This is a genomic window from Paenibacillus eucommiae (assembly GCF_017874215.1).
Taxonomy (GTDB): Bacteria; Bacillota; Bacilli; order Paenibacillales; family NBRC-103111; genus Paenibacillus_AI; species Paenibacillus_AI eucommiae.
This window is the reverse complement of the sequence record NZ_JAGGLB010000022.1, coordinates 45,787-58,747: the sequence shown is the minus strand read 5'-3', so window position 1 is coordinate 58,747 and position 12,961 is coordinate 45,787. Positions and strand designations below refer to the sequence as shown.

The 12,961-nt window shown below is 48.1% G+C and carries 10 protein-coding genes; 7 read left to right on the top strand and 3 right to left on the bottom strand.

The features are described from left to right. The first annotated feature begins 209 nt into the window (after positions 1-209). Genes J2Z66_RS26680 through J2Z66_RS26660 form a run of 5 tightly spaced genes read left to right on the top strand, consistent with a single transcriptional unit; the run spans position 210 to position 6,793 of the window. Positions 210-1,364 (top strand): type III polyketide synthase, encoded by a 1,155-nt coding sequence (locus tag J2Z66_RS26680; RefSeq protein WP_209975792.1) that lies wholly within the window; start codon positions 210-212, stop codon positions 1,362-1,364. Further along, complete coding sequence (locus J2Z66_RS26675; RefSeq protein WP_209975791.1) at positions 1,355-2,179, top strand: methyltransferase domain-containing protein; 825 nt, start codon at positions 1,355-1,357, stop codon at positions 2,177-2,179. The genes J2Z66_RS26680 and J2Z66_RS26675 overlap by 10 nt, the downstream gene beginning before the upstream one ends. Further along, on the top strand, positions 2,163-3,362 hold the full coding sequence (locus J2Z66_RS26670; protein ID WP_209975790.1) for an NAD(P)/FAD-dependent oxidoreductase: 1,200 nt from the start codon (positions 2,163-2,165) through the stop codon (positions 3,360-3,362). Before J2Z66_RS26675 ends, J2Z66_RS26670 begins: the two co-directional genes overlap by 17 nt. 39 nt (positions 3,363-3,401) lie before the next feature. Beyond that, positions 3,402-4,649, top strand: coding sequence for a beta-ketoacyl-ACP synthase II (gene fabF / locus J2Z66_RS26665; protein ID WP_209975789.1), 1,248 nt, complete (start codon positions 3,402-3,404; stop codon positions 4,647-4,649). A 17-nt stretch (positions 4,650-4,666) separates the two neighbouring features. Next, positions 4,667-6,793 carry an MMPL family transporter gene (locus J2Z66_RS26660; RefSeq protein ID WP_209975788.1) on the top strand — a complete coding sequence of 709 codons (2,127 nt, stop codon included), beginning with the start codon at positions 4,667-4,669 and terminating at the stop codon, positions 6,791-6,793. A 31-nt stretch (positions 6,794-6,824) separates the two neighbouring features. Here J2Z66_RS26660 and J2Z66_RS26655 read toward each other — a convergent pair whose 3' ends face one another. Beyond that, entirely contained in the window at positions 6,825-8,210 is a 1,386-nt protein-coding gene (locus tag J2Z66_RS26655) for a sensor histidine kinase (RefSeq protein WP_209975787.1), read from the bottom strand. A gap of 1 nt (position 8,211) precedes the next feature. Further along, positions 8,212-8,937: a response regulator transcription factor gene (locus tag J2Z66_RS26650; RefSeq protein ID WP_209975903.1), complete on the bottom strand. Its 726-nt coding sequence runs from the start codon at positions 8,935-8,937 to the stop codon at positions 8,212-8,214. Between the two features lie 191 nt (positions 8,938-9,128). Here J2Z66_RS26650 and J2Z66_RS26645 point away from each other — a divergent pair, with 191 nt between their 5' ends. Then, a complete protein-coding gene (locus tag J2Z66_RS26645; RefSeq protein WP_209975786.1) occupies positions 9,129-9,953 on the top strand; it encodes a hypothetical protein in 825 nt (274 codons plus the stop codon). A gap of 533 nt (positions 9,954-10,486) precedes the next feature. Continuing rightward, complete coding sequence (locus J2Z66_RS26640) at positions 10,487-10,669, top strand: hypothetical protein (protein WP_209975785.1); 183 nt, start codon at positions 10,487-10,489, stop codon at positions 10,667-10,669. Between the two features lie 105 nt (positions 10,670-10,774). On the opposite strand, the gene J2Z66_RS26635 is transcribed toward J2Z66_RS26640, so the two are convergent. Then, entirely contained in the window at positions 10,775-12,904 is a 2,130-nt protein-coding gene (locus J2Z66_RS26635; protein WP_209975784.1) for an alpha-L-rhamnosidase-related protein, read from the bottom strand. Between the last annotated feature and the right edge of the window lie 57 nt (positions 12,905-12,961).

Here is a 12,961-nt window from a genome sequence, read left to right as displayed (position 1 = left end):
AAGATGAAGGGGTGAAAGGGTGCGGGTGCACGGTTGCTGCCCGCTCCTTTTTGTTATGTCTATAAAGCAGCAGCTTGCTTTCACTGAAGGTTTTTTCTTAAAAAAACGTACTAATCCGAAAGCTTGTATCATAACATGGTATATCTCTTGTCCATCTTTTTCAGCATAAGTATGTATTTGATTAATGGAAGAAAGGACGAAGAAAGCATATGAATGCCATGGAGCCTGCGATTGCAATTTTAGGAATAGGAACGGCTGTGCCGCGGTACCAGCTAGAACAAACGGATGCATCAGAGAGGCTGGCCGATGCGTTGGCGGAAAATCCGGAAGCCGCGCGCTGGGCGAAAAGGATTTTTAAACAGAGTGCGGTGGAAACCAGATATACGTGTGAGCCTAACCTGCTGGAGCCTGCGGCTAGCTGCCGTTATGTGCCCTCCAAATCTCTGCTAGACACGCCTACTACTGCTGAACGGATGGAAATGTACAAGGTGGAGTCTGTTCCATTAAGCCTGCAGGCTGCAGCAGGAGCGCTCTCAGACAGCAGATTGAATGCTTCAGAGATTACCCACCTGATTACAGTTAGCTGTACGGGCTTTTTTCTGCCTAGTATCGATACTGCACTTATAGATCAGCTTGGACTTAAGCCAGATGTGAAGCGTATTCCGTTGACCTTTTTAGGATGTGCTGCAGGCTTGACGGCGGTTCGTTTATCCCGGGAGCTTGTCGAAGGAAACGCTTCTGCCCGAATATTACTCGTTTGCATAGAGCTATGTACGCTTCATATTCAGCCTTCGAGTGAGCGCGAGGCTCTTTTTGCGACTGCATTTTTTGGCGATGGGGCTGCTGCGTGTGTGATTGGCAGGAGCGGCTCAAATCAGCGCGGGATTTTTGCTCTGGATACGAATCATTCGGCTATTGTGCCGGGTTCAAAGGATGATATGGGCTGGAAGGTTGGTAATTATGGTTTTAATCTGTATCTTTCCCCCCGTATTCCCGAGCTCATAGGCAAATACGTACCGGCAGAAATTGAACGCTTATTTGCAGGCAGCCCGATGCCTGAGTTGTGGGCTATACATCCGGGAGGGCGGGGAATCATAGATAAGCTGCAAGCTTTATATGAGCTCAAGGATGAACAAACCCGGGCCAGCCGCTCTGTACTTCGCGATTATGGGAACATGTCATCAGCAACGATTTTGTTCGTGCTTCAAGAAATGAGAGCAGGGCTTCGAAGCCAACTGCCGGTTCTTTCTGGACAAGATCCCAAAAGGGGGATTGCTTTGGCATTTGGCCCGGGGCTTAGTATGGAATTGCAGCGGATCACTTATATCGAGCCCTCGTTTTATTGGGGGGAAGCATGCGATTAAAAGGGTTGAAGCAGCGCGCAGAAGAGCCCGAGCTGATGGACGATTTTACCAGCGGGGGGAGGAGTCTGAAAGAAGCTTTACGGCAGCTTCGCTGGTTAAATCGGATTTTCGGAGCGGCAGGCCCGACACTATACGGCGTAAAGCGCTTATGGCTGGCAGCTGGAAAGCCTAGTCAAATGTCTATTCTGGACATCGGCTCAGGCTCAGGTGATGTGAACAGGATTTTGCTTCGTTGGGCGGATAAGCATCATATTGATCTGAAAATCCGGCTGGCCGACATTACTGAAGAGGCTTGCGGGGAAGCCAGACTGCTCTATCAACATGAATCACGCATTGAGGTTATTCAACATGATGTTTTTGAATTGCAGCAGGGTATGGCTGATGTCATTACGGCCTCTCAATTTGTTCATCATTTTTCTTCCAAAGAACTGCCTGTGATAGTGGGGCGCATGTTAAGTGCTTCCCGATTCGGCATTGTGATCAATGATATCCATCGGCATTGGATTCCTTGGCTGGCTGTTTGGCTCGTTACCCGAATGCTGTCGCGCAACCGTTATATTCGCCATGATGGTCCTTTGTCAGTAGCCAAGGGCTTTCGGCTGGCAGATTGGATGAGCCTAAAGATGAGCCTCAAGGAGGGCTTTCCTGAGATCGCGTTTTCCTTCTCGTGGAGACCTCTGTTCCGATATGTAGCGATTGGCCTGAAAACATCAGAGGAGGGCTCGTTCGAGCCTCTTGCTGACAATAGTGACGATAGGGTTGACTCGGAAGAAAAGGAAGCAATTGGAGCTGATCAAAATGGGACGGATGTATGATGCAATCATACTTGGCGGGGGCCTTGCCGGAGCCAGCATGGCGGGAGTGCTGTCGGCAGGGGGCTGGAGTACAGCGCTGATCGATGGGCATACCTTTCCCCGCCATAAGGTTTGTGGAGAGTTTTTGTCCCCCGAGTCCCAAGGGATTTTGGCTTCTCTTGGTTTAAAGACGTTGATGGATGCACTGCATCCAAGTGCGATAGATCGAGCCCAATTGACTTTAGCCAGCGGACTTTCTCTACATATTCCACTTCCGGGAACTGCTCTGGGGGTGAGCAGATACCTGCTAGACCACGCGCTGCATCAAGCTGTGCGAGATCAAGGGGGAGAAGTTCAGACGGGTGTAGTCGTGTCCTCCATCTGCCGCAGCGAGCAGGGCTATCACGTAGAAACCCAGCTGAATCAAGAACGCAGAACGATGGAAGCACGCATTGTTATTGGAGCCTGGGGGCGAAATCCGCGCTCTGGTCTGACAACTCCTCATGAGCCTAATCTTTCCCCTAATTCTGATCCTGACCCTAATCATAGCCATGGTGCTAAGTCAGGTTCTGCTCCTAAGACCGCAAGCCGGCATTCATATATAGGCGTGAAATCTCATTTTACGGGTATTCAGCAGGGACGGGCTGTAGAGCTTTATTTTTTCCCTGGCGGCTATATGGGTGTTTCACCGATTGAAGGGGGCCGTGTGAATGCAGCCGCTCTGTTGACGCGAGAAGCCTTTAATAAAGCTGGAAAGAGTGTGCACGGGGTTATGGAAGCAGCCTCGCGGCTAAACCCTGCACTGCATCGCAGGCTGGAATATGGCCAAATGGTTCCTGGCAGTCAGGCGGCTACCTTTCCGGTAATAACGGGCCGTAAACCGGCTGCCTGGGACCTCGTTCCTCATATAGGCGATGCCGCAGTTGTTATTCCTCCTCTGTGCGGGGACGGGATGGCGATGGCTCTCAAATCGGTGGAGCTGTGTGCACACTTGGCGGATCGCTATCTAAAAGGAGAAATTTCCTTAGAAAATTGGCGAGACGAATATACCCAGGCTTTGATGAAGGAATTTGCGGCACCACTGAGATGGGGAAGTCTTCTGCAGTATGCGCTCGGCAAACCGCTGCTTGCCTCCATGCTGCTGCGCGCAGGATTGCTGTCACCCCGTCTTGCTTTTCGTCTGGTCCAAGCGACCCGAATATAGAGTATAAGGAAGAAAACAATCAGATGGAGGATAATCCACATGGATAAAAGGGTCGTGATTACCGGAATGGGATGCGTGACACCGCTTGGGCTTAGTAGAGAATCGACCTGGGATCGGATGAGGTGCGGCGTATCCGGTATTGATTTTCTTACTAGGGCATCCTCAGACCTTTTATCGGTGAAAGTCGCCGCTGAAGTAAAGGAGTTCGACGCGCTGCAGGTAATGGAACGGAAAGAAGCGAGGCGAATGGACCGCTTTATGCAATTTGCCGTAGCGGCGGCCGTGGAGGCTGTCCTTGACAGCGGGCTCGATATTGGCGGACAAGCGGATCCGCAGCGGACCGGTGTTTGGATAGGCAGTGGGGTAGGGGGCGTAGGCACATTCCAGGACGGACTTGAGGATGCTCTGCAAAAAGGTTACAAGCGGGTGTCCCCCTTCGCCATCCCGATGTTTATTGCCAACATGGCATCCAGCCAGGTGGCGATGAGGATGGGAGCAGAGGGGCCGGCAGGCTGTTCTGTCACCGCCTGTTCTTCCGGATCGAACTCGATTGGCGAAGCATTCCGCGTCATTCAAAGAGGCGATGCGGATGTTATGATCGCAGGTGGATCAGAAGCTCCGATTTGCAATATCGGGCTTGCCTCTTTTGCAGCTATGCATGCCTTATCGCTAAACCCGGATCCGGCCTCGGCCTGCTGTCCCTTCGATCAAAGGCGGGATGGCTTTGTGATGGGAGAGGGAGCGGGTATTGTGATCCTGGAGTCGCTGGAGCATGCTGCTGCCAGAGGCGCGGACATTTATGCTGAGTTGCTCGGCTACGGCTCCTGCTGCGACAGCTATCATATTACGGCTCCGCGTCCGGATGGACAAGGCTGGGCGCGAGCTATGAAGCTGGCGCTCTCTGACGCCGGTGCAGCGCCTGAGGATATTGATTATATCAACGCCCATGGCACAAGTACGGCCTATAATGATCTGGCGGAAACAAGGGCGATCAAAGCCGTCTTCCAAAAGCATGCTTACGAAGTTAGTATCAGCTCGACGAAATCAATGACGGGGCATTTGCTGGGAGCATCCGGCGCAGTGGAGGCTATCGCTGCTGTTATGGCTATTCGTGATCAGGTGATCCCTCCAACGATCAATTATCAGCTTCCTGATGAGGAGCTGGATCTGGATTATACACCCAACTTGGCCCGCGGCAAGAAAGTGGAAATGACTATGTCCAATTCATTCGCCTTTGGAGGGCATAATGCGGTATTAATTTTCGGGAAATACGAATCTGGACGATAGCTGAGGGGGAGAGCGGCTTGATCTATGACATACTGGCCAACTTCTCAATTCGACATGCCAAGGCGGTCATCCTCATTTGGATTTGTTTTCTGCTGTTTTTTGGACTTTTTGCGGTCAAGCTCCCAAATGCTCTTAAAGGTCATGGTTTGAAGGTAGATGGCTCTTATGCCAAGGTTCAAAGCATCCTTTCCTCGGATTTTCACATGCCAGACAACCCGGTCATCCTCCTTTTTGAAAAGCAAAAACAAGTTTCCCAAAAGCAATTTCATGTATTTATAACAACTGCTTTAGATCGGATGCAGGAAATCGAAGGTTTGCATGAGGTTTTATCGCCTTTGTCCAAAGCAGAGATGGAAGCCGGGAATTTGGCCTATGCCCTGCTTTCTTTTGATCAGGAAGATCATGATTTAAAGCCGGTGATTGCCCGTATCCAACAATTGCTTCCCAAGGATTCGCATATGTCGGTGAAATTGACCGGAAAGCCTGTTGTGCAAGAGGACGTTAATAAAGCCAGTCAAAGCGATTTGCAAAAAGCGGAGATGATAGGAGTTCCGATTGCTTTTGTGGTACTTTTGCTGTCGTTTGGCGGATTGATCTCATCGCTCCTTCCCATACTTGTAGGCCTTATTGGCGTCACAGGCACGATGGGGATCATGTATCTGCTGGGTACAAGGCTCGAATTATCTATTTTTGTTTTAAACGTTATCCCTATGGTTGGACTTGCGCTTAGCATTGATTTTGCTTTGATGCTGGTCAGCCGGTTTCGCGAAGAGCTGCGGGAGCATTCAGTTCAGCAAGCACTCCCTACAGCTATGAGAACGGCAGGAAGGGCAGTTATTTTTTCAGCTTTATGCGTATTGCTTGGATTAGCCGGAATGCTGTATATCCGTATGCCAATTTTTTATACAGTGGCCTTGGGGGCTATGATTGTGCTGGTGATTTCGGTGCTCCTTACCTTGACCTTGCTTCCAGCGCTCTTATCGATAATGGGCAGCCGCATACAGATTGAAGCGAGGGCTCGCTTTGACACTGGAAGGACAAGTCTATGGCTGCTTGCATCGGCTTATGTAATCAAAAGGCCTATTCGCATATGCTTGTTGGCCTCCTTAGCGCTAATAGGCTGTATCATGCCGTTAAGCCAAATGGAGGTAGCGGTTCCTGACGCCGGATCATTACCTAAAGGCTATGAATCCCGCGAAGCTGCTGAGCAGTTCTCCAGGCATTTCACGACTGCGTCCGGTTCCCGGGTGTTTCTGATTAAAGAGGGGGAGGGGGCTGTCTTGCAAAAAAAGGATTGGGCCGCTGCCTACGAGGTTGTGCAAAAGCTGAAACGGAATCCGGATGTGATCAGGGTAGATTCCATCTTCTCACAGCATCCACTTTCAGCTGAGGAATGGGATGTGGTTTACCGGGATGCGGTTTTGAAAAAGAAGTTTGCAGCTGCTCTGGAGCCGTTCGTTCAGGGCAAACGAATCCTGATAGCTGTTACGCTGTATGGGGATGCTTCTTCCAAACAGGTTAAAGATTGGGTGAGAGAATTTGAGGCAGCTTCCTTGGGCAGCTCTTTGCTCATTGGCGGCGAACCCAAGTATGAGCAGGAGGTCTATGACGAAGTATTTACGAACATAGGCCGCGTTCTCCGCTTCATTATTGCCTCCAATTTTATTATTTTGTTTATCGCTTTCCGCTCCATTTTAATCCCGATCAAAACGATTTTTATGAATCTTATGAGCCTTGGGGCCGCATTTGGCATTCTTGTTCTGGTGTTTGAAAAAGGGGTTCACGGTATCGAGCCGTCTAGCATCGCTATCATGATTCCGGTATTTATTTTTGGGTTGACCTTTGGGATAAGCATGGATTATGGCGTATTCCTGTTGTCACGAATTGCCGAGATCTACAGGCGGACCGGGGATAATGACCTCTCTATCCAAGAGGGGCTGGCGTCGACAAGCCAAATTATAACTTCTGCCGCGGCGATCATGATCGCTGTAACTGCCCCCTTTGCATTTGGAGAAGTTTCGGGTGTGAAGCAGCTCGGAGTCGGAATTGCCGCAGCTATCCTCATAGATGCTACGGTCGTAAGAATGATGCTTGTCCCGTCCCTGATGAAGATGCTTGGAAAATGGAATTGGTGGGCTCCTTAGCACCTGTTCGAGCTTAAGCTTAAGCTCAAGTTCAAGCAACTGGCGCCGCTGCAGGAAAACCAAGGGAAATTATTGCACCACCTTGCTTGCGGTTGCCAGCTGTAATCAGGCCGCCGCAGCGTTCGACGATAGCGCGGGAGATCGCCAGCCCGAGTCCTGATTCGCCATCCTTGCCTTTCACAAACCGATGGAACAGATAGGGGAGCAGGTCTTCGGATATCCCCTTGCCATCATCGGAAACGGATAATTCAACACGGTCTCTGCTGATGCGGGCATGAATGTAAATATGTTGATTGGCATACCTGGTTGCGTTGGAAACAACGTTCAGCAGCGCCTGCAGGAGCTTATCCCGGTCCGCCCAAATCGTCAACGGTTCTTGATCATTGTAAGAGGTATGCAGGGTCAGGCCTTTTTTCACCAGTTGCGGATTCATACGTTCGATCGTTTCCTTCAAAAGATCCTGCAAGCAGATGGTCGCAGGCTGGAAAAGATCCTCTTCGCTATCCAGCTTCGCAAGCAGCGTCATCTCTGTGACAATGTTTTTCAATCTTCCGCTTTCACTTAGGATAATGTCCAATCCCTTGCCGATACTTTCACCTTCGAAGATACCGTCACGAATTCCTTCTGCGTACCCCGCAATGGACATTAAAGGTGTTTTCAGCTCATGGGATGCGTTTTGGAAAAATTGCTTCTGTACGTGGTTAAATCTGTTCAATTCACCAGCCATCTCGTATACAGTTTGAGCTACTGAACCGATCTCTCCTCCTGCTTTGACCAGCTTAACCTCTGAGAATTTCCGTGCTCTTACTTTAGTTAATTCAGTTCTTAATCGCATAAGCGGCTTAATCAGCCTGTTCGTCATAAGCAGACTGAGCAGAAACATCATAGCTCCTCCTACGCAGAAAACAATGAGCAGCCGGCCAAGCAGTGCTTGTTCGATAGCTTTGATCTTGCTTACTGGTGTATAAAGGGTCAACGTTCCTTGAGGGATGGCACTTACTTCTGTGATGAAACGCCTATCTGTTCCGTTCTGTATTTGTTGTAAACTCGCAGTGGATGCTTCCAATTGCGAGACTGTGCCTATTCCAATCACTTCTGTTGCTTCTAGCTGTACGGACTTATTTGGTACAAACCCGGTAACAATGTTCCCATTTAAGTCGGTAACAACAGCTTCAACACCCTGTGAAGATGAAATTACCGTTGGAATTGCGGCGGCTGTAGTTCCCCCGTTCAGTGTGTTTAGAGTAGCTGATTGTTTCAGTGTGGCCGTCATTGCTGCTCCCATCGTTTTCAAATCCTCTTTCTGCACCCCGATAAAATGATCCAGCAATACATAATGGATAACGATGGCTGTTACCGAAAGGACGAGCACAAGAGATATGGCAAAAGCGAGATTTATTTGATGTACCAGCTTCATATTAACGGTCACTCCCCTCTGTTCTCATCCTGTAGCCATGTCCCCATACCGACTCGATAGGCAAATGCTCCAATTTTTTGCGCATTCGTTTAATCAGATGATCGACAGCACGATCACTTCCGAAATAATCGTCACCCCAAACGAAAGTCAGCAGTTCATCTCTCGTAAAAGCACGATTCGGATGCTCAGCAAGCACTTTGAGCATGGCAAATTCCTTGCTGGTCATGTCCACCTCTTCGCCGTGCCAGAACACACGTCTTTCTTCCAGCTTCAATAGCAGCTTGTCGATTTCGATCAGAGAGACAACGGCGGCGTCATCTGTAACGGACAGAATGGTTTCTTCGGCATTTTTGAGTTTATACCACCTTTGAAGCTGCCTTTTAATGCGGGCAACGAGCTCACGGGGACTGAAAGGCTTGACCATATAATCATCGCTTCCCAGCTCAAGACCCAATATTTTATCCACCTCATTATCCTTGGCGGAAATCATAATGATCGGCACCTCGGCCTCATTCCGAATTTTCCTGCAAAACTCGTAGCCATCCATGCCTGGAAGCATAATGTCAAGCACCCACATGTCTGGCGGGCAGTTCTTCCACCAAGTCCAAGCCTCTTCGGCGGTTTCCAGACCTATGGTCCGATAGTTTTCCTTTTGTAAATAGGCCTCAACGAGATTGCGTATATGTTTGTCATCGTCGACAACGGCAATGAGATAGTTATTATTCATGTTATTGTTGTTATTCATGGTATTCATTCAAGGTACCTCCCGGTTATTTCTTCTTTAAGTATATCAAGACTTCTGCAATTAGGGTGAAGTGCCATTGTTTTTCCACAAATCAGCCTATGTTCTGCCACACTCGTTCGGTACACTAGGACCTGTAAGACAAATCAAACTCAACGAGGAGTGTTATCCATACTATGAAACACACAATGATTTTCAAAAGAGCTGCCATGTCCGCCTTATTGTTGTCTGCTGTCGCCAGTCCGGTTATAGCCAATGCTTCTAATGTTTCTAATGTTCAAAAGCTAACAGATCTCGGTCCGCTGCCAAGCAGCATCTCCACTCAAATAGATGGAAAGACTGCATCCTTGGCGGTTGTTAGCAGCTTTGATAATCCTCTGGAATTGGCCAAAATCTACGCACCTGACACCGTAAATGACTGGAAAAACACGCTGGACAAGTACGAAAAGCTCAGTGGCATTAAAACATCTAACGTATATGGAACTCTAGAAGCTGTCCCTGCGGTGTTGATGGAAAAAGGTGCCAACAATGAGACTACCAGCCCTGATGCCAAAATCGCTAGCGCGGTAATCACATCAGCTTCTATAGCAGCAGTTGAAAATAGCGGCCTCAAAATCTCCTTTAAAGAAGTCAAAGAGGGAAGCGGGTTAGCTTCAAAAGAAGGGAAAGCCCTACTCATTAATGGAAAGGAAGTTACCCTAAAAGAGGCCACAGGAGTCCCGATGGTGACACTGACTAAAGAAACTGGGGCTAAAACAGTATCTACAGGTACTGCAACTGCGGGCAATAACGAAGCATTTGTGCTTGAACCTGGAACGGTCATTGAGTCCACAGAGGCCACATTAGTGGACGGGGCCGAAGGCACTATGGGACTCTTCAAAGCAGAGATCGAGCTGGCCAAAGCTGCCGAATCCAAAGATTCGGAAGTAATCAAGCAGTCGCTTGGCAAGCTTTTGGAGCAGTACAAGCTGCAGATATCTAATTTGGAAGCTGCAAAATAAAGAACGTAGCGTGGGAACATGTGATAGAAACTGTAATGAGAACATACGTTAAAAGCGTGCATTAGAAATTCAGTAAGAAGGCACAGTAAGATGGTACAATAAGAACATTAAATAAACATGAAGTAGAATCATACAGAGATGGAAGTGGGCAATAACCACTTTCTAGGAGATATAAAAATAAACAATCCCTGCTTCAGCCAGTCAGCTGTCAGGGATTGTTTATTTTTGGTTGTGTCTGCGCTTTCGGTAGGGAGCGGACTCGATTGGAACTATTGAGGGGCAGTTAGTGATGAAAAACATCGTTAACGAGCCAAATTTCCGGGACTTCGTCACTTTAACGATGAAAAACATCACTAAGTAGAGACAATTTGCATGTGTCCGGCATAGATGAGCCTTTTAGTGATGAAAAACATCGTTATCGCGCAGAGTGCTGAAGTTTTCATCTCTATAGCGATGAAAAACATCGTTAAAGTTCATTTTGGCACGCGAGAGTAGCCTTTTACTGGGTGTGATCCCTGGCGGAACAAAGTGGAATGAATGAGAACAGACTATGGAAAAGATATTTGCAGGAGTTGGAAGATGTACAGGCAAGCGGATTTTATTTGAGTGAAAAATGGAATACATCGCGCCAGCTTATCAATGAGGATATCCATAAGATGATTCTCGAGGGTGTGGATATAAACCAAACATTGAAATCGTGGACAAGGTTTGCCTAGGCTCCTAGACTCTAGCTTTTTGATTGCCTTTAATAAAGAAACAGCTGACGCGACATATGAGGTCGCAGCAGCTGTTTCTTTGTGTTATATAAAGTTGGATTGGTTTTAGTTGCTTTCATAACGTACGTTATATACTATATTTGGAAGCACAGTCAGTTCATATAGATGATTGCCTTTGGCTTCGATGTTACCATGATCGGCGGTCGGCTCCGTGGCACTCTGGAAACGTAGCAAGCCAGTTCCTGATCCGGCAGTAACCTTAATATGCTCCTTGCTCACATGAAGCTCGATATCCCCGTCCGGAAGTGGCACGGCACCTTCGAACCAATTCAAGTCGCCAAGCTGAGGCTCGATGAGATAGGTTTCATAGCCAGGAGTTAGCGGGCGAATGCCAAGAACATGCTTGCCTGCCAGATATAATGGACTTGCTCCCCAGGCGTGACAGAGGCTTTTGGCAAAAGGGCGGCCATACATGTCATAGTGCTGGACACCCGATTGCGTGGGATCAAATGTTTCCCAGAAGGAGGTCGCACCGAGATCAAGCATTCCTCCCCAATAGCTGCGGATTTCTTCAAGCACCCAGGAAATATCGCCAACCTCACATAATGATGCCAGCTCATAAAAGCGCATATAAGGAGTGGTGATAGGCTGAACAGCGTCGTTCAACATCACTTTGTGTTTGACCGACTCATACCGCTGCTCATCCAAATAGCCAAAGGACATGGCAAACATATTGGCATATTTGGTTACGTGGTTGTTCAGCTTTCCTTCATAACGGCTGTGCACAAGCCCTCCGGCCTCGTCATTCCAAAACACCGAGAAAATGCGCTCCTTCAGCTGGCGGGCACGCTCCTCATAGTTCTGGGCCAGCTCTGGATTCTGAAAAAGACCGGCAAAATAGCTGCCAATTTCCAGACTGCGGCAGAACAAAATCTGCTCAAAGCAAACCTCGCCGCGGTTATCGATTTCGCTCCAATCAACGAATACCCAGTCATCCTTATAACCTTCCATAAAGCCTTCCTCGTTAGTCCGGCCGATGCAAAAATCCAATAACGTATGTACTTTGTCAGCATTTTTCTGAACGAAAGCCAAATCTCCCGTATATAAGTAATAGTCATACAAGCCAAGAATCCAATAGAAACTATAATCTAAAATATGATTAATATGGGTTTCAACAGGATCTTTGCCGCGGAGAACCGTTAATGTGCGGCGGCACACATCATTGTCAAAAAACGTATAATAATTCATTAAAAAGCTTTGATAAGCGTCCCCTGACCAAACCCAGCGGTCCCGTTTGATACCGTCGAGGAAAAACTCCCTCGTTGTCAAATGCATCGTATACAAAGAAGTATCCCAAATAGTGTTGATCCGTTCATCGGAACAGCGGAAACGTCCCCGATAGTTAACTGGCAAGTATTCATATAACGCCGTCATGTCTCCGATTTGCAGGGTTTCCTCCGCAACGATTTGAACATAGCGGAACGCTCTGGAATTGGGAACGGTGAAGAGGTTCGCATTGGAATTCGAGACGGAATCAGAATTAGAATCGGAATCGGAATCGGAATTTTGGCTAGCAGACTTTTCAGCTAAATGGACCTCATCTAAGGTTTCGCATTGCTCAGTGGCCAGCGCCTCTTCACGTGACTCCCCGTAGTACAAGCTCACTTTACCGCTGCCTTGCAGCTCGTGGAATTGAACGTAACCGAACGTTTCTTTACCGAAATCGAGCAGGGTCGCTGTATGGGATAGTTTTTCCACAGTTAAAGGGCGAATCTCCTCTGTAGCGAGACGATAGGTTGAAGGCTTATATGTGGGAGTGTCAAAAATCCAGGATGCCGCCTGCGGCGATTTGTGGTTATTTGTTGACACGGTCCATGTGTTGTCGGTGGATAAGGTTTTTCCTTGCAGAAAAATAGCTGGAACGACGGTTTCTGCAAATACGGAAATAATCAGATGATGCTTGCCGGCAGGAAGAGTGAAGGTTTCCGGATTGCCATAGATGTACCGACTATCCAGAGCGATGTTGTATACACCTTCTACATACAGGGAGACTTCCTCTTCCTGCTCCAGATCATAGTCCTTGCGAAATTTAACGTTGGCGGTATGTGAATCCAAGCGCCAAAAAGGAGGAATCACTGAACCTCTCTCATCACGTCTTATACTGACCTCTTTATGCAGCCAAAGCTCGAAGTCTCCTGGGTACCAAATCCATGCTGCCTTGCTGATTTCTTGCATTTGTAAGCCTCCGTTGAAAGATTATTAGTAATCCTAGGTCTATTATAGCAGCAAAAT

What these genes read in the sequence shown, in the direction of transcription:
- J2Z66_RS26680 (WP_209975792.1), top strand. Translation starts at nt 210, where the DNA reads ATGAATGCCATGGAGCCTGCGATTGCAATTTTAGGAATAGGAACGGCT.
- J2Z66_RS26675 (WP_209975791.1), top strand. Translation starts at nt 1,355, where the DNA reads ATGCGATTAAAAGGGTTGAAGCAGCGCGCAGAAGAGCCCGAGCTGATG.
- J2Z66_RS26670 (WP_209975790.1), top strand. Translation starts at nt 2,163, where the DNA reads ATGGGACGGATGTATGATGCAATCATACTTGGCGGGGGCCTTGCCGGA.
- fabF (WP_209975789.1), top strand. Translation starts at nt 3,402, where the DNA reads ATGGATAAAAGGGTCGTGATTACCGGAATGGGATGCGTGACACCGCTT.
- J2Z66_RS26655 (WP_209975787.1), bottom strand. Translation starts at nt 8,210, where the DNA reads ATGAAGCTGGTACATCAAATAAATCTCGCTTTTGCCATATCTCTTGTG.
- J2Z66_RS26650 (WP_209975903.1), bottom strand. Translation starts at nt 8,937, where the DNA reads ATGAATAATAACTATCTCATTGCCGTTGTCGACGATGACAAACATATA.
- J2Z66_RS26645 (WP_209975786.1), top strand. Translation starts at nt 9,129, where the DNA reads ATGAAACACACAATGATTTTCAAAAGAGCTGCCATGTCCGCCTTATTG.
- J2Z66_RS26640 (WP_209975785.1), top strand. Translation starts at nt 10,487, where the DNA reads ATGAATGAGAACAGACTATGGAAAAGATATTTGCAGGAGTTGGAAGAT.
- J2Z66_RS26635 (WP_209975784.1), bottom strand. Translation starts at nt 12,904, where the DNA reads ATGCAAGAAATCAGCAAGGCAGCATGGATTTGGTACCCAGGAGACTTC.